Raw genomic sequence first — 23220 nt, 5'->3', positions numbered from 1 at the left:
ACCGCCGAATCAGTCCCAGTAGCCGAGATTCGCGGAGAGCTCCCGCGCCGCCCGGATGATCTCCACGCTGACCTGCCTGATGCGCTCGCGGGTGAGCCGATAGGCGGGCCCGGAGGCGGAAAGTGCCGCGACCACGTCACCGTGGTCCCCGCGTACCGGAACCGCGACCGCGTGCATGCCGAGTTCCAGCTCCTCGAAACACCAGGAGTAACCGTCCCGCACGATCGAGTCGAGCTCGGTGCTCAGTTCCGCGCTGTCGGTGATCGTCTTCGGCGTGAACTCCTCGAGCCTGCGCCGCAACAGGGCACGTCTGCGCGCCAACGGAAGATGGGCCAGCAGTACCTTTCCGCTCGACGTCGCGTGCAGCGCGGTCCGCTGACCGATCCAGTTCTGCGTGGCGATCGCGGATGTGGAACGCGACTGCGCGATGTTCACCGCGACCCCGTCGTCGTTCAGGATCGCCACGTTCACCGTTTCACCGAGCTCCTCGGCGAGCTGCTCGCAGACCGGTTGACTCAACGAGGCGATATCCGTCCGGTTGCTCGCAGCTCCCGCGAGCCGGACGATCCCGATACCAATGGCGTACTTCCCACGCGAGCCGAGCTGTTCGACCAGCCCGCGCGCCTGCAATACCGAAACCAGCCGGGATGCCGTGGACTTGTGCACATCGAGCTCACCCGCGATCTCGGTGATACCCGCTTCTCCTTGTTTCGCAAGGAACTCAAGCACAGTGATGGCACGGTCAACCGACTGCACCGCTGTCGAGCTTCCCCGCCTGTCCGTTGGGTTGCTCATAACGCAACGGTATCGCATCCCGCACGTCGCGCAGTCGGCCTGGGGGTATCAACTAGGCATCGGTGCGCTAAAAACGCGTCAGGGGACCCGGCGTGCCACGCACGCGGGTCCCCTGACATACCTGCTTAGAGCGCTTTCAGCTCCTCGATTACCTCGTTGACCGAGGATTTCGCGTCGCCGAAAAGCATCGCCGTCTTCGGATTGTGGTAGAGCTCATTCTCGATGCCCGCAAATCCCGCGCTCATCGAGCGTTTCAACACGATCACCGACCTGGACTCGTCCACGTTCAGGATGGGCATGCCGTGGATCGGTGACCCGGGGTCAGTACGTGCTGCCGGATTGGTGACATCGTTCGCCCCGATCACCAGCGTGACATCGGTGCGCGAGAACTCACCGTTGATGTCGTCCATTTCCTTGAGCTGGTCATAAGGTACGTCCGCCTCGGCGAGCAGCACGTTCATGTGCCCCGGCATCCGGCCGGCCACCGGGTGAATGGCGTAGTTGACGCTGACTCCCTTGTCTTCCAACAGTTTCGCCATGTCCTTGACCGCGTGCTGGGCCTGCGCGACCGCCATACCGTAGCCGGGGACCACGATGACCTGACCGGCGTAGGCGAGCTGGATGGCCGCATCCGAAGCACTCGTGGAGCGCACCGTCTTCTCCCCGGCGTCCGTGCTCGAGGCACTGGCGACGGCCGCGCCACCACCGAAACCGCCCGCCACGATCGCGGGAATCGAACGGTTCATGGCCTTGGCCATCTGATCGGTGAGGATCGAACCGGAGGCGCCGACGATCATGCCTGCCACGATCATCGCCGTGTTCTCCAGCGCGAGCCCCATGGCCGCCGCGGACAATCCGGTGAACGCGTTCAGCAGTGAGATCACCACGGGCATGTCCGCGCCGCCGATCGGGAACACCACGAGCAGGCCGAGCACCGCGGCGAACACGAGCACGCCGACGATCAGCCATTCGGTGCGCGAAGCCCCGATCGCGACGATCACCGCACAGGCGAGGGTGAGCAGGATGACGAGAATGTTCAGCGGCTGCTGGAGTTTGCCCGCGCTCACCGGCTTACCGGGCAGGATCTCCTGCAGTTTGCCGAAGGCGACCAGCGATCCCCAGAACGAGATCGAACCGACGACCGCGGCGAACAGCGAGGCGATCACGAAATACAACGGGCGATCGAGATACCCGGCGGAATCCCGGAATTCCACCCAGGCGATCAGCGCGACGGCCCCGCCACCGAGACCGTTGAACAGCGCCACCATCTGTGGCATCGCGGTCATCTTCACCTGACGCGCGGACGGAATGCCGAGCAGCACACCGATCACCACCGCGCCCGCGATGAGCCACCAATTGCTGATTCCGGGTTGCAGCAGCGTGGCGATGACCGCGATCGCCATACCGACGGCCGCGATCTTGTTGCCGCGCACCGCGGTTCGCGGACCGGTCAGGCCCATCAGGCCGTAGATGAACAGCGCGAACGCGATGATGTAGAGAACGGTGATCAAGGTGTGCATCAGGAATCACCGTCCTTGGCCGCAGCCTTCTTGTCCGTCGCGGGCTTCTGCTTGAACATGCCCAGCATCCGGTCCGTGACCAGGAATCCACCGACGACGTTGATGGTGCCGAACACGATCGCGACCACGGCGAGCAGTTTGGACCAGAATCCGTCCGCCCCGCTGCCGAGCACGATGAGTCCGCCGAGCAATACGATTCCGTGAATCGCGTTGGTGCCGGACATCAGGGGTGTGTGCAAGGTATTCGGCACCTTGGAGATGACCGAGAAGCCGACGAAACCGGCGAGCACGAGTATGGCGATATTCGCGAGCAACATGTCAGGAATTCCCCTCGTCTTTCGCCTCGCTCGTCACGCAGGACTTCGCGAGGATCTCGTCCGAGAAATCCGGAGCGAACGCGCCTTCCGAATCGAGCATGAGCTCGAGCAGGGCCTGCACATTGCGCGCATACAGTTCGCTGGAATGCTCGGGCATGGTCGCGGGAAGGTTGAGCGGCGAGGCAATCGTGACATCGTGTTTGACCACGGTCTCGCCGGGCTCGGTCAGCTCGCAGTTCCCTCCGGTCTCCCCGGCCATGTCCACGATCACGCTGCCCGCGCGCATTCCGCGCACCGCATCGGCACTGACCAGTTTCGGCGCGGGCCGACCGGGAACGAGTGCGGTGGTGATCACCACGTCGAAACCGGAAATGGCTTCGCTGAGCCGTTTCTGCTGCTCGGCCTTCTCGTCCTCGGAGAGTTCACGGGCGTAGCCGCCCTCACCGGCCGCCTCGATGCCGAGGTCGAGCCACTGCGCACCGAGCGAGCGGACCTGTTCGGCGACCTCGGGCCGCACGTCGTATCCGGTGGTGCGGGCGCCGAGCCGTTTCGCGGTGGCGAGCGCCTGCAGTCCGGCGACCCCGACACCGAGCACGAGCGCGGTGGCCGGTTTCACCGTTCCGGCCGCCGTGGTCAGCATCGGGAAGAACCGGGTCGCCGCGGTGGCCGCGAGCAATACCGCTTTGTAACCGCCGACGTTCGCCTGCGAGGAAAGCGCGTCCATCGATTGGGCACGCGAAATTCGCGGGATGGATTCCATCGCGAATCCGGTGACCCCCGCGCTGCGCAGTCCGGAAATCGTTTCGGCGTTCGTCAGCGGGGAAAGAAACCCGATGAGCGTCGATCCGCTGGAGAGTTTGCCGATCTCCTCGGAGCTCGGCGGATTGACCTTGACGACGACATCGGCGCTCCACGGATCACCGATCGTGGCGCCCGATTCGGTATAGGCCTCATCGGGAATCAGCGCCTCGATACCGGCGCCCTGCTCGACGATGACCTCGAATCCGCGTGAGCGCAGCCGTTCGATCACCTTCGGCACCAGCGCGACGCGTCGTTCGCCGTCCGCGGTCTCCTTCGGCACACCGACGCGCGCCGCCGGTGTGCTCGCCTGATTCGGCTCGCTCATTTGCGTCCTTCGACGAAGCCGTCCTTGTGGAAGCTGTTAGACATGGCGGAAACATAGCTTGTTTGCCGCCTTTCGCACACCTACCCGGTAAACGGGGCGTCCCACGCTGCGGACGCCCCGTCAACGCTGTTCCGATTCAGAACGGGTTCGGTATTGCCCGCCATACGCGGATGACCAGCAATTGTTCCTTAGCAAACCGAACGTCTGTACTTTTATTTTCCCCCTGTGGTTATCCCCACGTCTAAGCGGATTTGCCCGCTGCCGCCTCTTCGGCCTCGCGTTCGGCCCGTTTCGCCGCCTGGTGCCCGTCCTCGTTCATTCCGGTACGCCAATAACCGGAGATGGAAAGACGGTCCGCGGGAATACCCCACTCATCGCGGAACAGACCGCGAAGCTGTTTCACCGCACCGGCCTCGCCGTGCACGAAGGCGTGCACGGGTTCGGTGCCCGCCTCGAGCCCGCGCAGGGTCTCCACCAGCTTCTCCCCGTAGTGCGCGCCATCCCGGTGCACCCAGGTCACGGTCAGCTCGGCCTTGGTGGTCAACGGCTGGCGTTCCTGCTCACCGGCGACCTCGATCACCGCGTGCGCCCGCGCGCCGTCCGGAAGGGCCTCCACCGCAGCACCGATCGCGGGCAGCGCGCTCTCGTCGCCGACGAGCAGATGCCTGGCGACATCCTCGCGCGGGGAGTACGCGCCACCCGGCCCGAGCATCGCGAGCTTGTCCCCGGGACCGGCCGTCTGCGCCCACGGCCCCGCGAGCCCCTCCGCGCCGTGGGTGACGAAATCGATGGCGAGCTCCCCGGCTTCCCGGTCCAGCCAGCGCACCGTGTACGTGCGCATGTCCGGCCACTGCTCGCGCGGCAGCTCCTCGCGGATCTGGTTGATGTCGAACGGTTCCGGATAGGCCACGCCCGGCTTCGGGAACAACAGCTTCACGTAGCTGTCGGTGAATCCGTTGTACCCGAACTCCGCGAGCTCCTCGCCACCGAAGACCACCCTGATCATCGTCGGGGTCAGCCGCTCGGTGCGTACCACCCGCAGCGTCGTGTTCCGCCGCTTCTTCTCCGCCACAGTGCCTCCTTGACTACTCTCAAGTAAGGCTACCCTAACCAGGCTGACTTGCGAAGAAGGGAGCGGGCACCTGGCCCGCTCCCTTCTCGGTCGTCCGGAACTCAGGGCATCAGGTGGTCGCCCGCTGCGTGTTGACATCCTCGCCGTTGACGGTGCCCTGCTGGTCGGCGTCGTCGGCGTAGCTTCCGGAGTTGCCGGTGATCTGCTGGTCGATCTTGTCCCCGTCCTGCTCCTTGCCACGCTCGTAGGCATCGTCGGCGTCCTGATAGCTCTCGTACCCGGACTTGATGCCTTCCTTGGCGTCCTCGCGCACGCTCTTCCACGGCGATTCGGGGCCCTGTTCCTGTTCCCCTTCGCGGCCGAACCGGGCGTTGTCGTAGGACCGGCTCACGCTGTGCTCGGCCTCGCTGCGGGCCTCACCACTGAGCCCGCTGCGCCCGACGCGCTGGGCGATGTTCTCGCCGCGCCGCCCGAGGGTGCGGGCCGCGCGGTTGAGCTTGAGGCCGCCCTTGGTGGCGAATTTCCCGATCTTCTCGAGGATCCGGCCGATCCGGCCGAGCACCCGGGCGGCCGATTCCAGTACCCGCCCGATCTTCATGATGATCTTGCCGACCTTGGAAACGAACTTCACCGCTTTGCCGACGCATTCGGCGATCTTCACGCCGAGCCGGGTGACCAGTGCGGCCTGTCCGGCGACCGGAACCCAGCCGTAGGCGGCGGCGTTGGTGATCGCGGTTTCCACGAAGTCCGCGATGATCGAGATGATGGTGTCCTTGGCGGCCTTCATCATCTCGCCGCTGGACTTCAGCAGATCGGAGATCGCGGCGGCGAGCTCGCCGGTCCCCTTGACGCCCTCGACGAGCCCTTCCATCTCTTTCTTCGCGGCCTCGGAGGCTTTGCCCTCCCAGCCCTGGGATCCCGATTTGAACTGCTGCTCGAGATCCTTGCCGATCGCGTTGATCTCCTGCTGCAGGTTCAGATAGTTCTGCGCCCCGGTGTTGAGCGCGTCCGGCGACCCGGTCACCATCTCCAGCGCTTCCTTCAACGGCTGGATGTGGTCGATCAGGAAGCCGAGTCCCTTGTTGATCAGCGTGTTCAACGGGTCCCAGCTGGACTCGCCCGAGCTCTCGTTCGCGACCGAGTCGGCCTCGCCCCGTGCCTGCTGCGCCTGGCTGGTCGTCTGCCGGACGTCGTTGGTGATCTGCGTCGGTGCTGACATGTTCTAGCCCCTCCTAGGTCTGTGTCTCGAAGCTCCGGCCGCGGTCAGTTGCCGGTGAGCCGGTCCGCCGCTGCCTGCTTCGGGTCCTCGGCATCGAAGTCGACTTCCGGCCAGGCGTAGGAATTGCGGTGCTGCTGTCCACCGGACTGGCCACCCGCGCCACCACCGCCCCCCATGGCGCCCATGGGCATGCCCCCGGCACCGTGCTGACCACCTTGACCGGACTGCTGGCCCGCGCCCGCTTCCGCGCCACCGGGCTGACCGCCCTGGCCACCTTGACCGCCCTGACCACTCGGCTGCTCCACCGCCGCCGTTTCCGCGCCGCCGCCGAGCTGACCGCCCTGTGCGCCACCGGCCGCATTGGTCTCGGTCTGGCTTCCGTCGTTCGGGGCCGCCCCACCGGAACCGTCCGCTCCGGCACCACCGCCGGAACCCGCGCCGAGGCCGCCGCCCGCATCGGCGCCGGAACCGCCCGCGGCCGCCGCACCACCGCCGCCATCGGCGCCGGCGGCGTGTGCGGACCCGCCACCGTCGAGGCCGCCGCCGGAACCGGAATCGCCGCCCGCGCCGGAATCCCCGCCCGCGTGCGCGCCCGCCCCGGAGGCGCCGGTACCCGGATCACCGGGAGTCCCGTCGTGCCCGCCCGCGGCGGAATCGGCGCCCTGGCCGCTCACCGTGTGGATATCGGAATCCGGGCCACCGGGTTTGTCGCCGGGACCATCGGAGCCGTCCGCCCCGGTCGGGTCCACATCCACCTTGGCGTGCCCGCTCTGGTCGATGGTGGTGTGCGTATCGAAGTGCTCGGGTTTGCCGTCCGCCCCCGTGACGGTGCCCTCCACCTCGACGTTCTCCCCTGCCTTGCCTTCGACCTCGACCTCGGCCTTGCTCCCGCCTTCGACGGTGACCTTGATGCCACCCTCGCCGGAGCCGTCCTTGCCCTGGCCGGGTTTGTTCGGATCGGAGCCGTCCGGCTGCTTGCCGTCCTTGCCGCCGTCCTTGTCCCCGTCCTTGAGGAAGTCCTTGGAGTGATCGGTGCCGCCGGGATTCTGCTTCGGATCGTTGATGTCCCCGCCGTCCTGCGGCGCGTTCTGGCCCGTCTTGGGCGGCTGCGAGACCTGGCCGGTGTTCCCCCCGTTGTCGTTCCCGCCGTTGTTGCCGCCGCCATTGTCGTTCCCACCGGTCTTGGGCGGTTTCCCGTTGTCGTCCGTGCCCTTGCGGTGGTCGTCGAACTGCTTCTTGGCGTCCTTTTCCTGCTGGTCGTAGTCGTCCGCGGTGTCGACGAGGTTCTGACCGTGCGAATCGATCCCGCCCTGGAGCCGTGCGGCGTGGCTGATCAGTTCGTTCTGCAGTTCCTGGTACTTGCCGTGCGTGGTCATCAGCCCGAGCAGGCCCCAGGACTTGTCCGGGAGCTGGGCGTTCTGGGCGTGGGTGGAGGCCTGGGCACCGCGCTCGGCCATCCCCTTGACCTGCTTACCCGCACCGCGCAGGTTCTCGGTGTTTACCTTGTAGTTCACCACTTACCCCGATCCAACTTGAACTCGAACGAGTCATCGTCATCGACCTCGTCCCGGCGGTGCTGCCCGCGTGCGGCAGGCCCCGGTTGCGCACTGGGACGCGGCGCCGGGCGCGGCGGTTCCGGGGCGAAAGCAGGTTTTTGCGGTTCGGGTTCCGGCTCGGGATCCTCGGCCGGTCCGAAGGAGAGCTCGGCCGGGCGGCCACGCTCCTGCTCCTGCTCTTCCTCCGGCGGATGCGCGAGCTCCTCGTGCAGATCGTCGATGCTCTTCTGCAGGGCGGGGTTGTGCGTGGTGCCCTCGCGGATCATCTCCAGCTGACGCTGGGTGGCCTTCGAGACGGCCTGGTGCAGCGTGTTCAGCACGGTCGAGGAAAGACCGGCCGCCCCCTTGCTCAGCCCGGCCTCGGTGATGTTGATGGCCTTGATGGTCCCGGTCGCCCCAGCGGTCACACTGACCGAACGATCCGCGCTCGTCTCGGTGACCTCGAGATTCTGCAGCTCCTGCTGGATCTGCTGCAGCTTCTCGAAATCGCGCTCCGCCGCTTCACCGGTGGCAACGAGGCTGTCGTAACGCTGCTGTGCTTCTTCACTCGATGTCATGAATACTCCCGTTCGCCCCTCGGTCTGATCAGGCGGGCAGCATCATATGCGAAGTTGTCCTGCTTATTGCCGCATATGACGATATACCTATCCACCCTGCGGCAACAGACCTTCGCTACGGACAGCGACGGGATTTCAGAGCACGTCCGAGGGCCTGCTCAGCGGCCGGTGAACCTCGGCTCGCGCTTCTCCATGAAGGCGGCGACGGCCTCGCCGAGATCCTCACTCGGCAGAAAAGCGGCATTCCAGGCACCGACGTAGCGCAGTCCCTCGGCGATCCGCGCTTCCCGGTTGACGTCGAGCATCTGCTTGACGCCCTGCACGACGAGCGGCGGGTTGGCGGCGATCTCCTCGGCGAGCGCGCGGGCCCCGGCGAGCACCGCGTCCTGATCGGGGTAGACCTCGTTCACGAGGCCGAGTTCCTTGGCCTTGGCGGCGTCCACATCCTTGCCGGTGTAGGCGAGCTCGCGCAGCGCGCCCTCCCCGATGATCCCGGAAAGCCGTTGCAGTGAACCGAGATCCGCGACGATGGCGACCTTGACCTCGCGCACCGAGAACTTCGCCTCGGCGCTGGCGAGCCGGATATCGGTCGCCGCGGTCACGTCGATACCGCCGCCGATGCACCAGCCCGAGATCGCGGAGATCACCGGTTTGGCGCAGGCGGCGACCGAGTTGACGCTGGCCTGCATGCTACGCAGCTGCGCGAGAAAGTCGTTGCGCTGCTTGGCAAGGCCGCGTTCGGCGAGCAGTGGTGCCCAGTCGGGCATCATGGCGGGAAGGTCGAGCCCGTAGGAGAAGTGCTTGCCGCTCCCGGTGAGCACGATCGCGCGCACCCGATCGTCGGCATGCAGCGCGTTGAACACCAGGGGCAGTTCCCGCCAGAAATCCGGCCCCATGGCGTTGCCCTTGCCGGGGCCGAGCAGGGTCACGGTCGCGATGTGCCCGTCGAGCTGCACGCTCAGGGCCTTGAATTCCGTCGTATCGAGACCTTCGACCTGCTCGGCCACGGCAATTGCTCCTTCGGTTGAATCAGAGAGTGATTCCGACTATTCGAAAATTTCGCCCTTTTCGGCCTTTTCGACCAAGGACGCGGGCGGGTTGAACCGGTCACCGTAACGCTTGGCGAGTTCCCGCGTGCGCGTCACGAATCCGGCCGGTCCGCCCGGGTAGTTGTTGATGTACTGCACCACGCCACCGGTCCACGGCGGGAACCCGATGCCCATGATGGCGCCGATGTTCGCGTCCTGCACGGTGCGCAGCACACCCTCGTCGAGGCACTTCACCGTCTCCAGCGCCTCGGCGAACAGCATCCGCTCCTTGAGGTCCTCGAACGGGATGTCGGTGTCCGCCTTGGTGAAGGCGTCCGCGAGCCCTTCCCAGAGACCGCCGCGCTTGCCGTCCTCGCCGTAGTCGTAGAACCCGGAACCGGTGGACCGGCCCTTGCGGTCGAACTCCTCGACCATCCGGTCGATCACCGTGTCGGAGGGGTGGGCCTCCCAGGTGCCGCCCGCGGCCTCGACCGCGGCCTTGCTCTCCTTGCGGATCTTCTGCGGCAGGGTCAGCGTGAGCTCGTCCATCAGCTGCAGCGGCGGGGCCGGGTAGCCCGCCTGCGAACCGGCCTGCTCGATCGAGGGCGCCGGGACACCCTCGCCGACCATGGCCACCGCCTCGTTGATGAAGGTGCCGATGACCCGGGAGGTGAAGAACCCGCGCGAGTCGTTGACCACGATCGGGGTCTTCTTGATCTGCTGGGCCACATCGAAGGCCTTGGCCAGCGTGGCGTCCGAGGTGTTCTCCCCGCAGATGATCTCCAGCAGCGGCATCTTGTCCACCGGGGAGAAGAAGTGCAGGCCGATGAAGTTCTCCTGCTTCTTCACGCCCTCGGCGAGACCGGTGATCGGCAGCGTGGAAGTGTTCGAGCCGAGCACGCAGTCCGGGTCGACGACGTCCTCGATCTCCTGGAACACCTTGTGTTTGAGGTCCTGGGACTCGAAGACGGCCTCGATGATCAGGTCCGCGCCCTTGAGGTCGGCCGCGTCCGCGGTCGGCTTGATGCGGGCCAGCGTCTCGTCGGCCTGCTCCTGGGTGGACTTACCACGGGAGACGGCCTTGTCGAACAGCTTCTGCGAGTAGCCCTTGCCCTTTTCCGCGTTCTCCTGGGAGACGTCCTTGAGCACGACCTCCATGCCACCGCGCGCGCACACGTAGGCGATGGCCGCGCCCATCATGCCCGCGCCGAGCACGCCGACCTTGGTGGCGGTGAACTTCTCGTACCCGTCCGGGCGGGACTTGCCGGAGTTGATGTCCTGCAGGTCGAAGAAGAACGCCTTGATCATGTTCTTCGAGATCGGGCCGACGACCAGATCGGTGAAGTACCGGCCCTCGATGGTGAAGGCGTTGTCGATGTCGACCTGGCTGCCCTCGACCGCCGCGCTCATGATGTTCAGCGGGGCGGGCATGTTCGCACCCTTGAGCTGCTTGCGCAGGTTCGCGGGGAACGCGGGCAGGTTCGCGGCGAACGAGGGGTTCGACGGGGTGCCGCCGGGGATCTTGTAGCCCTTCTGATCCCAGGGCTGCACGGCCTCCGGGTTGGCCTTGATCCACTCCTTGGCCTTGGCGATGCCCTCTTCGGTGCTGGCCACGACCTCGTCGACAAGGCCGATCTCCTTGGCCTTGGCCGGCTTGTTGCGCTGACCCTGCAACAGCACGCCCATCAGCGCGGTCTGGATACCGAGCAGCCGCACGGTCCTGGTGACCCCGCCGCCGCCGGGCAGCAGGCCGAGGGTCACCTCGGGCAGCCCGATCTGCGAACCCTTCGCGTCCACCGCGATCCGGCGGTGCGTGGCGAGCGCGATCTCCAGCCCGCCACCGAGCGCGGCGCCGTTGAGCACCGTGACCACCGGCTTGCCGAGGGTCTCCAGCCTGCGCAGCTGGGCCTTGATCTCGGTGACCTGTTCGAACACCCGCGGGGCGTCCTCGGGCTGCGCCTTGATCAGGTCGTTGAGGTCACCACCGGCGAAGAAGGTCTTCTTGGCGGAGGTGATCACCGCACCGGCGATCGAGTCCTTCTCGTCCTCGAGGCGCTTGACGGTCTCCGCCATCGAGCGCTTGTAGAGGTCGTTCATCGTGTTGGCCGACTGGTTCGGGTCGTCGAGCGTGAGCGTGACGATGCCGTCGGAGTCGGATTCCCAGCGGATCATGTTGTCAGTCAATGGTTTGTCCTTCGCCTCTGAGTTTTCAGACCCGCTCGATCAGGGTTGCCACGCCCATGCCGCCACCGATGCACAGGGTCACGACCGCACGGCGGGCGTCCCGGCGCTCCAGCTCGTCGACCATGGTGCCGAGGATCATCGCCCCGGTCGCGCCGAGCGGGTGGCCCATGGCGATCGCGCCACCGTTCACGTTCAGCTTCTCGTCCGGGATGTCGAGGTCCTTCTGGTACTTCAGCACCACGGAGGCGAAGGCCTCGTTGAGCTCGAACAGATCGATGTCGTCCACGGTGAGCCCGGTGGTCTCGAGCAGCTTCTTGGTCGCCGGGGTCGGACCGGTGAGCATGATCGTCGGCTCGGCACCGGTGGTCGCGGTACCCACGATGCGGGCGCGCGGGGTGAGACCGGCGGCCTTGCCCGCTTCCTCGCTGCCCACGAGCACGAGCGCGGCACCGTCCACGATGCCCGAGGAGTTACCCGCGTGGTGCACGTGGTTGATGCGCTCCACGTTGTGGTACTTCTGCAGGGCGACCGCGTCGAAACCGCCCATGTCGCCGATCATCGCGAAGGACGGGTCCAGCTTGGACAGGTCGGCGGTGCTGGTGCCCGGGCGCATGTGCTCATCGTGGTCCAGCACGGTGATCCCGTTGCGGTCCTTGACCGGGACCACGGACTTGGCGAAGTAGCCGCCGCTCCACGCGGCCGCGGCGCGCTCCTGGGAACGGATCGCGAAGGCATCCACGTCATCGCGGGAGAATCCCTCGATCGTGGCGATCAGGTCGGCCCCGATGCCCTGCGGAACGAAGTAGGTCTCGTACGCGGTCTCCGGGTCCATCGCCCATGCGCCGCCGTCCGAGCCCATCGGCACCCGCGACATGGACTCGACGCCGCCGCCGAGCACGAGGCGGTCCCATCCGGAGCGCACCTTCTGCGCCGCGGTGTTCACGGCCTCGAGGCCGGAGGCGCAGAACCGGTTCAGCTGCACACCGGCGACCGTGTCCGGCAGACCGGCGGCGAGCGCGGCGGTCCGCGGCAGCACCGCGCCCTGGTCACCGACCGGGGAGACGATGCCGAGCACGATGTCGTCGATGAGCGCGGGATCCAGTTCCGGATTGCGGCTCCGCAGTTCGTCGATCAGGCCGACCACGAGGGAGATCGGCTTGATCGTGTGAAGCGAACCGTTCTTCTTGCCCTTACCACGCGGTGTCCTGATCGCGTCGTAGATATAGGCCTCAGTACTCACGATTCCGAGTTCCCTTCGCCTGATGGTGTTGCTAGCAAGTTTCGAGATGTATGCGAATCCTTATTAACATGATGCCCCGAACCAGGCTATTGTCAATGGTCAGGTACCCCCACAAAGGTGGCACGGGACACAGCGGGAGGTCGGATGACGCGCAGCACGAACGGTGACCGTCCATCCAGGCCCAAGGACCGCACCGCCCGCCTGCTCGCGATCGCCGAGGAGCTGTTCGGCCGCTACGGATACCACGCGGTCAGCGTGGCCGATATCGCCGCGGCGGCCGACATCAGCGGACCGGCGCTCTATCGGCACTTCTCCTCGAAACAGGAACTGTTCGCGCGAGTGCTCACCGAGGCGCTCGACGTGACGAGGACCGCGACCGAGGCCGCACTCGCCGAATACCCCGAGGCGGGAAGGCAACGGCTGCGTGCGATCACCGAAGCGCTCGGCGAGCTCGCGGTCAGCCGCCGCACCACACTCGCCCTGTGGCGGTGGAACGCGAGCGAACTGGATCGCACCACCCGCGTGCAGATCGCACGGGAGAGCCGCACGCTGCTCGCCTCCCTCGGCGAGGCGCTGCGCACCGACCGCGGGGACATCAGCGAGGATCAGGCCGGGCTGCTCTGCCTCGCCGGTCTCGGGGTACTCGGCAGCGTCGCGGTGCACCGCACCCGGCTGGCCAAGGGCCGGTTCACCGAACTGCTCGCGGATATCGCGGGGCGGGTGCTCATGGCCCGGCTCCCCGATCCGGCCGCGGAGATCCAGCCGCCCCCGGTCCCGGTGCCGCACGGCCGCCGCGAGCAGATCCTGGCCGCGGCGACCGAACTGTTCGCCGAGCGCGGCTACTCGCACGTCAGCATGGCCGAGATCGGCAAGGCCGTCGGGCTCGCCGCGGCCAGCGTGTACCGGCATTTCCCGAGCAAGGAACAGATCCTGCTCACCGTAGGGCAGCGGATGGCCGAGCGGCTGACCATGGAGGCCTCCCGCGCACTGGGCACCGCGAACACCCCGGAGCAGGCGCTCGGCGCGGTACTCGAGTCCTATGTGGACACCATCTGGCAGTACTCGGATCTGGCCACCGTGTACAACACCGAGATGCGCTCGCTCTCCGAGACCCAGCGGGCCGAACTGCTCACCGTGCAGCGCGACTACGTCTCCCAGTGGGTGAGCCTGCTGCGCAAGATCGACCCGGACCGCACCGAGGCCGAGGCCAGGGTGATCGCGCATGCCGGGCTCACCGTGGTGAACGACCTCGCCAGGGCGAACATCGCCCGCAACCGGCCCGCGCACCGGGCAGAATCGGTCACCCTGGCCAGGGCGGCGCTGCGCCTCGACGTGCCCGCGATCGCCGCGGGGCCGGTCAGCGGCTGAACCACTCGCCGGGCTGTGCGAGGTTTGGCACGATCCCGAGCTCGCGGGCCCTGCGCTGGAAACGCGGCACGGCATCCGGGGTTTCCTCGTAGGCTCCCGGGCGGTGCAGCCCATAGTGCATCGGCACCGCCGTGGCCGCCCCGAGGATGTGTGCCGCCTCCGCGGCCTGTTCCGGCAGCATGACGGCGTTGAACGGGCTGGGCGGTTGCAGGTGATCGAGTTCGACGACCGGACCGTTGATCGGCACGAAAGCGGTGTCGATCGGCCCGAACCGCCGGGCGATCAACCACCAGTAGCCGTGGAAGATCGTGTCGCCGCCGTGGAAGATCCGCACCCCGGCGCAGTCCACGACCCAGGACAGCTGGGGATCACCGAGACCGTCCACGGCAGGTACGGCCATGACCCGGAACGGGCCGACGCTTCGCTGCTGCCAGGGCCGCAGCACCTCCGCCTCGGGAAGCTGCTCGCGGAACGCACGCTCGACCCCGTCGGTCCAGCGATTGTCCTCCGCCGAGCCGGGGAAGGGCTCCGGACGGAAGACCGGTGCCCCCTCGGCCAGCGCGACCCGGGCAGCAACGGGGTCCGCGTGGTCGGAATGCAGGTGCGTCACGAGCGCCGCCGCGGTCGCGCCCGGCCGGGACAGCGGAATCTCCCGCGTGGAGAACATCGGGTCACCGTTGCCGATCAGATCGATGACCAGGGTGTGCCCCTCGTGCTCGAGCTCGGCACCCGCCCACGCCAACCGTCGCAGCCGCATTCTCGTTCCCTTCCACTCGGTTAGATAGTACCGAACGGTACCATCTGTGCGATCAGGTGCCGCGACACGCATATGTGGGCCTGCTCGACTTCGAAAAACACAAGATGTAGTCTTCCCCCGTCGATGGTTCACCGGCCCACACCGGGGTCGGGTGACGATCAAGAGGGAACCCGGTGCGAATCCGGGACTGCCCCGCAGCGGTGAGTGGGAACGAAAGCCGTCAAGGCACTGGGCGAACGCCTGGGAAGCGACGGCCGGTAGGTGTCCTTTGTGGACAAAGCCCACGAGTCCGAAGACCTGCCATCGATGCGTGTGCACAGGCATGCGCAAGTCCCGGGCCTCGCGGGTGGGCCTGCGGGACGTGTCGAGCGCGTACGGACTTCACCGCTGCGCGCGCTCACGCGGCCGCATGCCCTCCCCGAGCAGGTGAATGCAACGTGGGAGGCATTTGTGACCGATACTCTTGTCGAGGTGAGCGACCCGATCGCGGGATTCGCGGACACCGTTTTCGAAGCCGTGGCCGGACTGTCCGATGTGGACGCCGAGCCGATCCTCGCCGAAGCGCGGGCGAGCAGCTATCCGGGGATCACCGAGGACGAGGTCCGGCTCGCGCTGATCATGGCGGCGCGAACGCTCATCGAGACCGAACCCGACTACACCTATGTGGCGGCCCGGCTACTGCTCGACAAGCTGCGCGGGGAGGCGCTCGGCTTTCTGCACGGTGTCCCTGCCGGGCACACCCAGGCCGGACTGGACTACGGCGGCTATTTCCGCGCCTATCTCGAACGGGGTATCCGGGCCGAACTCCTGGACCCCGCGCTCGCCGGGTTCGATCTGGACCGGATCACCGACGCCCTTGTGCCGCAACGGGATCTGCAGTTCGGCTACCTCGGCCTGCAGATCCTCTACGACCGCTACTTCCAGCACATCGGGGGCACCAGGATCGAGCTCCCGCAGGCCTTTTTCATGCGGGTGGCCATGGGACTCGCGCTGCGCGAGGACGAGCCGACCGAACGCGCGATCCAGTTCTACGAGGCGCTTTCCACCTTCACCTTCATGTGCTCGACGCCGACCCTGTTCAACTCCGGCACCACCCGGGCGCAGCTCTCCTCCTGCTTCCTGACCACGGTGGACGACGACCTGGACTCGATTTTCCAGTCGTACCAGAACAATGCGCTACTGGCGAAGTACTCCGGCGGACTGGGTAACGACTGGACCCCGGTGCGCGGGCTCGGCGCACACATCAAGGGCACCAACGGAACCTCCCAGGGCGTTGTGCCGTTCCTGAAGATCGCCAATGACACGACGGTCGCGGTCAACCAGGGCGGCAAGCGCAAGGGCGCGGCCTGCGCGTACCTGGAGACCTGGCACATCGACGTGGAGGAATTCCTCGAGCTGCGCCGCAACACCGGGGACGACCGGCGGCGCACGCACGATATGAACACCGCGAACTGGGTGCCCGACGAATTCCTCCGCCGGGTCGAGGCCGACACCGAATGGACGTTGTTCTCCCCGGACGAGACGCCCGATCTGCACGAGCTCTACGGGGACGAATTCGCCGCGCGCTACCGGGAATACGAGGCCGCGGCCGCGCGCGGGGAAATCCGGGTACACCGCACGGTGCGCGCGGTCGAGCTGTGGCGGCGGATGCTCACGATGCTCTACGAGACCGGGCATCCGTGGATCACCTTCAAGGATCCGTGCAATCTGCGCAGCCCGCAGCGGCACACCGGGGTGGTGCACTCCTCCAATCTGTGCACCGAGATCACCCTGAACACCAGCACCGAGGAGGTCGCGGTGTGCAACCTCGGCTCGGTGAACCTCGCGGCACACGTCACCGAGGACGGTCTCGATCCGGTGCGGTTGAGCCAGACCGTGCACACCGCGATGCGCATGCTGGACAACGTCATCGACATCAACTTTTACACGATCCCCGAGGCACGGGCGGCGAATCTGCGGCACCGACCGGTCGGGCTCGGCCTGATGGGCTTCACCGATGCCCTCGCCGTGCTGCGCATTCCGCTCGCCTCCGAGCAGGCGGTGGAGTTCGCGGACCAGAGCATGGAGGAGATCTCCTATGCGGCGATCTCCGCGTCCGCCGAGCTGGCCGAGGAGCGCGGCAGCTACGCCAGCTTCACGGATTCCCTGTGGAACAAGGGAATCCTGCCCATCGACTCGATCGGGCTGCTCGCCGAGACCCGGCCCGAGCTGGAGATGGACCGCGCCGCGCGGCTGGACTGGGCCGGGCTGCGCGAGCGGGTGCGCGGTGGCATGCGCAATTCCAACACCATGGCGATCGCACCGACCGCGACCATCGCGAACATCTGCGGGGTCGGGCAGTCGATCGAGCCGCTCTACCGCAATCTGTACGTGAAATCGAACATGTCCGGGGAATTCACCGTCGTCAATCCCTATCTCGCCGCCGACCTGAAACAGCGCGGCCTCTGGGACGAAGCCATGGTCGGCGAGCTCAAGCTGCACGACGGCTCGCTCGGCCCGATCGAGCGGATTCCCGAAGAGCTCAAAGCGCTCTACCCGACCGCATTCGAACTCGACTGCCGCTGGCTCGTGGAAGCCGCATCCCGGCGGCAGAAATGGATCGATCAGGCGCAGTCGCTCAACCTCTATCTCACCGCGCCGACCGGGCGGATGATCGACGAGCTGTACCGGTTCGCCTGGCGCAAGGGCCTGAAGACCACTTACTACCTGCGCACCACGAGCGCCACCCACGTCGAGAAGTCGACACTCACCGGGACCGACGGGGCCCTGAACGCCGTCTCCTGCTCCATCACCCAACCCGATTGCGAGGCCTGCCAGTGAACGACACCGGACTCGGTTCCATCGAGCGCGATGCGGCGCGGGTGAGCGTGGACGACAAGGCGATGATGAACGCCCGCGCGGATGTGAACCAGCTGCTGCCGCTGAAATACGACTGGGCCTGGCGCAAATACCTCGCCGGCTGCGCCAACCACTGGATGCCGACCGAGGTCGGGATGTCCGCCGATATCGCGCTGTGGAAATCCGCGGACGGGCTCACCGAGGATGAGCGACGGATGATCAAGCGCAACCTCGGCTTCTTCGCGACCTCGGAATCCTTGGTGGCCAACAACATCGTGCTCGCGGTGTACCGGCACCTGACCAATCCGGAGTGCCGCCAGTACCTGCTGCGCCAGGCCTTCGAGGAGGCCGTGCACACCCACACCTTCGAGTACATCTGCGAATCGCTCGGCCTCGACGAGGGCGAACTGTTCAACGCCTACCGGGAGATCCCGTCCATCACCGACAAGGCCGCGTGGGCGCTGCAGTACACCAAACACCTGGAGGACCCCGAATTCCGCACCGGAACCCCGGAGGCGGACCAGAACTTCCTGCGCGATCTCATCGCGTTCTACGTGGTGTTCGAGGGAATGTGGTTCTACACCGGGTTCGCGCAGATCCTCTCGCTCGGCAGGCGGAACAAGATGGTCGGGATCGCCGAGCAGTACCAGTACATCCTGCGCGACGAGTCCATTCACCTCAATTTCGGCATCGATGCGATCAACCAGATCAAGCTGGAGAACCCGCACCTGTGGAGCGCGGAATTCCAGGCCGAGGTGCGGGACATGCTCGTGCAGGGCTGTGAACTCGAAGTCGCCTATGCCCGGGACACCATGCCACGCGGGATGCTCGGGCTGAACGCGGAACTGTGCGAGCAGTACATGCACTTCATCACCAACCGCCGCTGCATCCAGCTCGGCCTGGAACCGGTCTTCGCCGAGGTGAGCAACCCGTTCTCCTGGATGAGCGAGGCGGTGGACCTGCACAAGGAGAAGAACTTCTTCGAAACCCGGGTGACCGAGTACTCGCACGGCGGAACACTCGACTGGGACTGAGTTTCCCGGGTTCCCGCCGGTTTCCCGACATGCGGGGCACGGCGTGGGGCGCTAATCTCCGAGAAGACAGTGGGACACCTGCGATCGGAGACTCCCGTGCCCCGTGTACGCCCCCTCGTCGTCACCCTCACCACCGCCGCCGCACTGTGCTTCACTCCCGTTGCCAGTGCGGCGGCCGTGGTTTCCCCATCGGATGCCGCACCGCAACGAGCCGACTGGTGCGGCGGACTCGCGGTCACCGCGCCCGCCAAGGGCCTCAGCGTTCCCCCGGGAGTCACCGTTTCGGTGACCGTCACCGGCAAACCTGGTGATCCCTACGAGAAAGTGCTCGGCCGCGTCGACCTCTACCGGGTCCTCGGCGGCGCACCCCAGCGCGTCGGGCCGGTCTGGCAGGGCAAGCGCCCACTCGGTGTCACCGCGGAAATGCGCGCCCGGATCCCGGACAAGCTCGAGGCCGGGCAGCACCTCTTCCGGGTGTGGCTGACCAATTTCGTGGACGGCAAACCCGGACCCGCCTGTGCCCCGTTCGGTGCGCGGTTCACGGTCGTGGCCCCGGGACAGCTCCCCGGTTGAACCCCGGCGGCGTTGACAAGGCGCACACCCGAGCCCTATAGTTCACCAATCAGTTAATTAACCATCTAGTTAAGCAAGGGCTTTCGGGTGAGTGACCAGCTCAGCAGCACGTTCGCCGCGCTCGCGGATCCGACGAGGCGGGCGATCCTCGCGCGGCTCGCGGAGGGCGAGGCGACGGTGAACGAGCTGGCCGAGCCGTTCGAGATGAGCCTGCCCGCGATCTCCAAGCACCTGAAGGTTCTCGAACGGGCGGGGCTGATCTCCCGCGGCCGCAATGCGCAGTGGCGGCCGTGCCAGCTCGAGGCCGCACCACTGGCCGAGGCCGCCGACTGGGTCGAGAAATACCGGCGGTTCTGGGACGCGAGCTTCGACCGGCTCGACACACATCTGCGTTCCCTTCAGGGCAAGAACATCCGAGGAAAGGACTGAGAAATGCCCGCCGAGACCAAGGAATTCACCATCGTCCGCACCTTCGACGCCCCGCGCGAGCTGGTGTTCGACGCGTGGACCGATCCCGAGCAGATGACGCACTGGTGGGGCCCGAAGGAACTGACCACGCCGCGCGAAACGATCTCCGTGGACCTGCGCGAGGGCGGTCGCTGGTCGGCGCGCATGGTGCACCCGCCGAGCGGTTACGTCTGCCCGCAGGGCGGGGTCTACCGCGAGATCAGCCGCCCGGAACGGCTCGTGTTCACCTGGGGCATCGAGGAGGACGAGTTCACCGATCGCTCGGTGGTCACGATCGAGTTCGCCGAGGTCGACGGCAAAACCCGGATGACCTTTCACCAGATCGGCCTCGCCTCCGAGCAGGAGCGGGAGAACGTCACCGGCGGCTGGTCGGAATGCCTCGACAAGTTCGCCGAATACATCGAGCGGGCGGCGGTGTGACCGCTGCTCAGCCTTCGGGGAGCGTCTCGCCGGTCTCGAGCAGCGTCTTGAGGCTGGCGAGAATCGCGGGCCAGCCTTCGTTGATGCTGGCGAGCACGGTGCTTCCCGGCTCGAATCCGTGGTGCCGCACGGTGAGTTTGACCGTCTCGCCCTGCGGTTCGAGTTCGAACCGGACCGTGGAACGCTTCTCCTGCTTGGCTTTCGCCAGCCATTCCCGGTCGATCCCCGCGGCGTCACCGAATTCCTCGGTCATGGTGTGCCAGGTGTAGGAAAGCACCCGGTAGGGATCCGATTCCACGATCACCTGCTCGGGGTCCTCGATCAGCACCCCGAACTGCTCGAAGCTCAGCGGGGCACCGGTCTGCCAGGTGCTCTTCAGCGCGACACCCCAGTACCGGGTGGTGAACGCCGGATCGGTGAGCGCGGTCCACAACCGCTCGCTCGTGGTCCGGATGTAGGTCACGTAGAGAAATTCGTTGTCCGCCATGGGTTCCGACTCCAATACCGTTTTCAGATCGGCGAGCGCGTTCGCCCGCTCGCGGTCGTACTGATTCATCCAGCGTTCGGCGATGGCGTTGATGGGCTCGGCGTTGAGGTAGTGCAGTTTCTCCCGCCCGCGCCAGCTGGTCGCGATGAGACCCGCCGCCTCGAGCACCCCGAGGTGCTTGCTCACCGACTGCCGCGCCATGTCCAGCCCGGCACACAGTTCGCGAAGGCTCTGCCCGTTGCAGGCGTTGAGCCGGTCGAGCAAGCTGCGCCGATTGGCATCGGCCAGCGCCCGGAACACTTCGTCCATATCCGCCATCCAAACATGCAGCCGTTCGGCTGCACTTTCGACTATAGGCAGCCGGACGGCTGCATGTCAACCGCCCGACTCAGTTCGACGTCTCAGCTCAGTTCGACGGCTCAGTTCAGTTCAATGGCCCAGCCCAGGTGGACGGCTCAGCTCAGTTCGACCTCGGGCCAGGAGAGGCAGTGCCATCCGTTCGCGGTGGCCTCCAGCACGACCTGGCCGGTGTTCGGCAGCAGCGCGAGCCCGCTGCGCTCGCTGTCCACGTTGTCCGCGAGATGCCCAGCGGCGAGCCGGATCGCGGCACCGTGGCTGACCACGACCACGAGCTCTCCCGCGTGCCGGTCACGCAGTTCGTCGAGGGTGCCCTGGTACCGGCCGATGAACTCGTGCCCGGTCTCCGCGCCCGGCATGGCCACGTCCAGTTCGCCGCGCGACCAGGCGAGGCAGACCTCCTGATAACGCACGAGCGCATCGCGATCGCTGCGGTCCTCGAGCTCACCAGCGGCGACCTCGTGCACCCCGTCGAGCACGCCGATCTCGTGCCCGAGCTTGCCGGCGAGCGGTTCCCCGGTCTGCTGCGCCCGGATGGCCCGGCTCGCGTACACCGCGGCGATGGGGTCCCCGGCGAGCCGTTCGGCGAGCTCGAGGGCCTGGCGCTGCCCTTCCCCGGTGAGCGGGGCACCCGGTGGACGGGTGTCCAGGCGCAGCTCGATGTTCGACTGCGTCTGACCGTGCCGTGTGAGCATGACCCTCATGCGCGCTCCCCTGCTCTGATCGCCGCCAGCCACTCGGCGGCGGCACCGAATACCGCTTCCGTTGTACCAGTCGGGCGGTCATCGGCTTTCGGATACGAGCCGAGGAAGGTCAGCGAACGGGTGCGCCGGTAGAGCGCGGCAACCGCCTCGCCGATGTGCCGCTGCGCGATGTGCCCGTCGAAATCCAGGTAGAACCGGTACTCGCCGAGTGCCACCCTGGTCGGCCGCGCGTCCAACCTGGTCAGGTTGACGTCCCGCACCGCGAGCTCCACGAGCAGTTCGGACAGCGAGCCAGGGCGGTTCTCGGTCACCGCGACCACGGAGGTGCGATCACAGCCGCTCGGTTCGGGAAGCGTGCCGGGTTTGCGCACCAGCAGGAAGCGGGTGAGCGCGTCCCGTACATCGGCCACGTCCTCGGCGTACACGTGCAGCGGCTGATGCTGGGTGACCACGGGGGCACAGACCGCGGCGTCGTAGCGGCCCTCGGCGACGGCGACCGCTGCGGCGGCGGTCGAGCTCTCCACGATGCGCCGCGCGCCGGGAAGGTGCTCGTCCAGCCAGGCGGACACCTGCGCGAGCGCGTGCGGATGACTGGCCACGGTCTCGATGGGGCCGTTGTCGTCGCGGGTGAGCACGGTGAACCGGATGGGAAGCACGTGCTCGGCGACGGCGACCACCGGCTGCTCGGCGGCGAGCGCGTCCATGGTCGCGGGCACCGCGCCCTCGACCGAGTTCTCCACCGGGACACAGGCGTATTCGGCCGCACCCGCGCGCACCTGGTCCAGCGCCGCGGGGATCGTCTCGGCCGGGCGCAGCGTCACCCCGTCCGGGGCGAGCGCGCGAGCGGCCTGCTCGGTGAAGGTGCCCTGGGGGCCGAAATACACGAGGTCCATCAGTTCACCGTAATGACCACTGTGCGGCCGCTCACGCTCGCACCGGGACACAGTGCGCGAGGATGGAGACATGACCTTCGCGAAACGCACCGACTTCGATCCGGCAACGCTCGAACGCAGGGACTTCTACCGGCTGCTCACCGCGGTGGTCGTGCCCCGCCCCATCGCGTGGGTATCCACGGTTTCGGCCGAGGGCGTGGACAATCTGGCGCCGCACTCGTTTTTCACCGTGTCCTGCACCGAACCGCCGATCGTGCAGTTCACCACCGTGGGCCGCAAGGACAGCCTGGTCAACGTGGAGCAGACCCGCGAGTTCGTGGTCAACCTCGCGGGGGAACAGCACTTCGAGCAGATCAACGCGACCGGGACCGAATTCCCCGCCGAGCACAGCGAATTCGAGCGGGTCGGCATCACGGGCGAACCGAGCACGCTCGTGCGGCCCAAGCGGGTCGCGGAATCCCCGGTCGCCCTGGAATGCGTGCTGCACTCGGCCACCCGGTTCGGCGATTCCACCGTGGTGTTCGGCCGGGTGGTGCACGCGGCGGTGCACGCCGAGGCCCTCGAGGACGGGCATCCACGGATCGAGCGCTTGCGCCCGCTCGCCCGGCTCGGTAAAGACGAGTGGGCCACGATCGGCGAAGTGCGCTCCATCCCCCGGATCCGCTACGCCGAATGGCCGGGACACTACGGCGAACGGGAGTAGGCGG

22 protein-coding genes and 1 riboswitch are annotated in these 23220 nt (G+C 66.8%); of the genes, 7 read left to right on the top strand and 15 right to left on the bottom strand.

The window, feature by feature from the left end; all coding sequences use genetic code 11:
- Positions 1-9 precede the first annotated feature (9 nt).
- The 11 genes from AD72_RS17590 to AD72_RS17540 all read right to left on the bottom strand — a co-directional run bounded on the left by AD72_RS17590 (position 10) and on the right by AD72_RS17540 (position 12614).
- Positions 10-795, bottom strand: coding sequence for an IclR family transcriptional regulator (locus tag AD72_RS17590; protein WP_031467614.1), 786 nt, complete (start codon positions 793-795; stop codon positions 10-12).
- 125 nt (positions 796-920) lie between these two features.
- Positions 921-2315: an NAD(P)(+) transhydrogenase (Re/Si-specific) subunit beta gene (locus AD72_RS17585; protein WP_031467613.1), complete on the bottom strand. Its 1395-nt coding sequence runs from the start codon at positions 2313-2315 to the stop codon at positions 921-923.
- Positions 2315-2632, bottom strand: coding sequence for an NAD(P) transhydrogenase subunit alpha part 2 (locus tag AD72_RS17580; protein WP_031467612.1), 318 nt, complete (start codon positions 2630-2632; stop codon positions 2315-2317). The genes AD72_RS17585 and AD72_RS17580 overlap by 1 nt, the downstream gene beginning before the upstream one ends.
- A gap of 1 nt (position 2633) precedes the next feature.
- The gene (locus AD72_RS17575; RefSeq protein WP_051898721.1) at positions 2634-3758 is read right to left on the bottom strand and encodes a Re/Si-specific NAD(P)(+) transhydrogenase subunit alpha; all 1125 of its coding nucleotides are present in this window, start codon (positions 3756-3758) and stop codon (positions 2634-2636) included.
- A gap of 241 nt (positions 3759-3999) precedes the next feature.
- On the bottom strand, positions 4000-4830 hold the full coding sequence (locus AD72_RS17570) for a siderophore-interacting protein (protein ID WP_031467610.1): 831 nt from the start codon (positions 4828-4830) through the stop codon (positions 4000-4002).
- Positions 4831-4939: 109 nt separating this feature from the next.
- The gene (locus AD72_RS17565; RefSeq protein ID WP_031467609.1) at positions 4940-6049 is read right to left on the bottom strand and encodes a WXG100 family type VII secretion target; all 1110 of its coding nucleotides are present in this window, start codon (positions 6047-6049) and stop codon (positions 4940-4942) included.
- A 44-nt stretch (positions 6050-6093) separates the two neighbouring features.
- On the bottom strand, positions 6094-7563 hold the full coding sequence (locus tag AD72_RS17560; RefSeq protein ID WP_156365241.1) for a WXG100 family type VII secretion target: 1470 nt from the start codon (positions 7561-7563) through the stop codon (positions 6094-6096).
- Positions 7560-8162, bottom strand: a complete 603-nt coding sequence (locus tag AD72_RS17555; RefSeq protein ID WP_051898720.1) for a YbaB/EbfC family nucleoid-associated protein — start codon at positions 8160-8162, stop codon at positions 7560-7562. The genes AD72_RS17560 and AD72_RS17555 overlap by 4 nt, the downstream gene beginning before the upstream one ends.
- Before the next feature lie 158 nt (positions 8163-8320).
- Positions 8321-9169: a crotonase/enoyl-CoA hydratase family protein gene (locus AD72_RS17550; RefSeq protein ID WP_051898719.1), complete on the bottom strand. Its 849-nt coding sequence runs from the start codon at positions 9167-9169 to the stop codon at positions 8321-8323.
- Between the two features lie 39 nt (positions 9170-9208).
- Complete coding sequence (locus tag AD72_RS17545) at positions 9209-11362, bottom strand: 3-hydroxyacyl-CoA dehydrogenase NAD-binding domain-containing protein (RefSeq protein WP_156365245.1); 2154 nt, start codon at positions 11360-11362, stop codon at positions 9209-9211.
- A gap of 37 nt (positions 11363-11399) precedes the next feature.
- Positions 11400-12614 (bottom strand): acetyl-CoA C-acetyltransferase, encoded by a 1215-nt coding sequence (locus AD72_RS17540; RefSeq protein ID WP_031467604.1) that lies wholly within the window; start codon positions 12612-12614, stop codon positions 11400-11402.
- Positions 12615-12758: 144 nt separating this feature from the next.
- On the opposite strand from AD72_RS17540, the gene AD72_RS17535 reads away from it, so the two are divergent.
- Positions 12759-13982 carry a TetR/AcrR family transcriptional regulator gene (locus tag AD72_RS17535; protein ID WP_037346189.1) on the top strand — a complete coding sequence of 408 codons (1224 nt, stop codon included), beginning with the start codon at positions 12759-12761 and terminating at the stop codon, positions 13980-13982.
- Here the strand turns inward: AD72_RS17535 and AD72_RS17530 are convergent.
- Positions 13972-14739: an MBL fold metallo-hydrolase gene (locus AD72_RS17530; RefSeq protein ID WP_051898718.1), complete on the bottom strand. Its 768-nt coding sequence runs from the start codon at positions 14737-14739 to the stop codon at positions 13972-13974. The two genes, AD72_RS17535 and AD72_RS17530, sit on opposite strands and share 11 nt — an antisense overlap.
- A 107-nt stretch (positions 14740-14846) precedes the next feature.
- Positions 14847-15058: riboswitch (cobalamin riboswitch) on the top strand.
- Between the two features lie 152 nt (positions 15059-15210).
- Here AD72_RS17530 and AD72_RS17525 point away from each other — a divergent pair.
- The 5 genes from AD72_RS17525 to AD72_RS17505 all read left to right on the top strand — a co-directional run bounded on the left by AD72_RS17525 (position 15211) and on the right by AD72_RS17505 (position 20072).
- Positions 15211-17559, top strand: coding sequence for a ribonucleoside-diphosphate reductase subunit alpha (locus tag AD72_RS17525; RefSeq protein WP_051898717.1), 2349 nt, complete (start codon positions 15211-15213; stop codon positions 17557-17559).
- The gene (locus AD72_RS17520; protein WP_425480773.1) at positions 17550-18611 is read left to right on the top strand and encodes a ribonucleotide-diphosphate reductase subunit beta; all 1062 of its coding nucleotides are present in this window, start codon (positions 17550-17552) and stop codon (positions 18609-18611) included. The genes AD72_RS17525 and AD72_RS17520 overlap by 10 nt, the downstream gene beginning before the upstream one ends.
- Before the next feature lie 96 nt (positions 18612-18707).
- Positions 18708-19184 carry a hypothetical protein gene (locus AD72_RS17515; RefSeq protein WP_031467600.1) on the top strand — a complete coding sequence of 159 codons (477 nt, stop codon included), beginning with the start codon at positions 18708-18710 and terminating at the stop codon, positions 19182-19184.
- Between the two features lie 87 nt (positions 19185-19271).
- Entirely contained in the window at positions 19272-19613 is a 342-nt protein-coding gene (locus AD72_RS17510; RefSeq protein WP_031467599.1) for an ArsR/SmtB family transcription factor, read from the top strand.
- Positions 19614-19616: 3 nt separating this feature from the next.
- The gene (locus tag AD72_RS17505; protein ID WP_031467598.1) at positions 19617-20072 is read left to right on the top strand and encodes an SRPBCC family protein; all 456 of its coding nucleotides are present in this window, start codon (positions 19617-19619) and stop codon (positions 20070-20072) included.
- A 7-nt stretch (positions 20073-20079) separates the two neighbouring features.
- On the opposite strand, the gene AD72_RS17500 is transcribed toward AD72_RS17505, so the two are convergent.
- The 3 genes from AD72_RS17500 to pheA form a co-directional block, all read right to left on the bottom strand.
- On the bottom strand, positions 20080-20868 hold the full coding sequence (locus tag AD72_RS17500) for an ArsR/SmtB family transcription factor (RefSeq protein WP_031467597.1): 789 nt from the start codon (positions 20866-20868) through the stop codon (positions 20080-20082).
- Between the two features lie 146 nt (positions 20869-21014).
- Positions 21015-21620: a histidine phosphatase family protein gene (locus AD72_RS17495; RefSeq protein WP_031467596.1), complete on the bottom strand. Its 606-nt coding sequence runs from the start codon at positions 21618-21620 to the stop codon at positions 21015-21017.
- Positions 21617-22516 carry a prephenate dehydratase gene (gene pheA, locus AD72_RS17490; RefSeq protein ID WP_197285004.1) on the bottom strand — a complete coding sequence of 300 codons (900 nt, stop codon included), beginning with the start codon at positions 22514-22516 and terminating at the stop codon, positions 21617-21619. The genes AD72_RS17495 and pheA overlap by 4 nt, the downstream gene beginning before the upstream one ends.
- Before the next feature lie 67 nt (positions 22517-22583).
- Between pheA and AD72_RS17485 the strand changes: the two genes are divergently transcribed.
- Positions 22584-23216 carry a flavin reductase family protein gene (locus AD72_RS17485; RefSeq protein WP_031467594.1) on the top strand — a complete coding sequence of 211 codons (633 nt, stop codon included), beginning with the start codon at positions 22584-22586 and terminating at the stop codon, positions 23214-23216.
- Positions 23217-23220 lie beyond the last annotated feature (4 nt).

Source organism: Sciscionella sediminilitoris, from assembly GCF_000737195.2.
In the GTDB taxonomy this organism is placed as follows: Bacteria; Actinomycetota; Actinomycetes; order Mycobacteriales; family Pseudonocardiaceae; genus Sciscionella; species Sciscionella sediminilitoris.
Note: the sequence above shows the minus strand (reverse complement) of the source record. Positions and strands in the feature narration are given on the sequence as shown.

What these genes read in the sequence shown, in the direction of transcription:
- AD72_RS17580 (WP_031467612.1), bottom strand. Translation starts at nt 2,632, where the DNA reads ATGTTGCTCGCGAATATCGCCATACTCGTGCTCGCCGGTTTCGTCGGC.
- AD72_RS17495 (WP_031467596.1), bottom strand. Translation starts at nt 21,620, where the DNA reads ATGAGGGTCATGCTCACACGGCACGGTCAGACGCAGTCGAACATCGAG.
- AD72_RS17545 (WP_156365245.1), bottom strand. Translation starts at nt 11,362, where the DNA reads ATGATCCGCTGGGAATCCGACTCCGACGGCATCGTCACGCTCACGCTC.
- AD72_RS17590 (WP_031467614.1), bottom strand. Translation starts at nt 795, where the DNA reads ATGAGCAACCCAACGGACAGGCGGGGAAGCTCGACAGCGGTGCAGTCG.
- AD72_RS17530 (WP_051898718.1), bottom strand. Translation starts at nt 14,739, where the DNA reads ATGCGGCTGCGACGGTTGGCGTGGGCGGGTGCCGAGCTCGAGCACGAG.
- AD72_RS17585 (WP_031467613.1), bottom strand. Translation starts at nt 2,315, where the DNA reads ATGCACACCTTGATCACCGTTCTCTACATCATCGCGTTCGCGCTGTTC.
- AD72_RS17500 (WP_031467597.1), bottom strand. Translation starts at nt 20,868, where the DNA reads ATGGACGAAGTGTTCCGGGCGCTGGCCGATGCCAATCGGCGCAGCTTG.
- AD72_RS17505 (WP_031467598.1), top strand. Translation starts at nt 19,617, where the DNA reads ATGCCCGCCGAGACCAAGGAATTCACCATCGTCCGCACCTTCGACGCC.
- AD72_RS17575 (WP_051898721.1), bottom strand. Translation starts at nt 3,758, where the DNA reads ATGAGCGAGCCGAATCAGGCGAGCACACCGGCGGCGCGCGTCGGTGTG.
- AD72_RS17555 (WP_051898720.1), bottom strand. Translation starts at nt 8,162, where the DNA reads ATGACATCGAGTGAAGAAGCACAGCAGCGTTACGACAGCCTCGTTGCC.
- AD72_RS17565 (WP_031467609.1), bottom strand. Translation starts at nt 6,049, where the DNA reads ATGTCAGCACCGACGCAGATCACCAACGACGTCCGGCAGACGACCAGC.
- AD72_RS17535 (WP_037346189.1), top strand. Translation starts at nt 12,759, where the DNA reads ATGACGCGCAGCACGAACGGTGACCGTCCATCCAGGCCCAAGGACCGC.
- AD72_RS17485 (WP_031467594.1), top strand. Translation starts at nt 22,584, where the DNA reads ATGACCTTCGCGAAACGCACCGACTTCGATCCGGCAACGCTCGAACGC.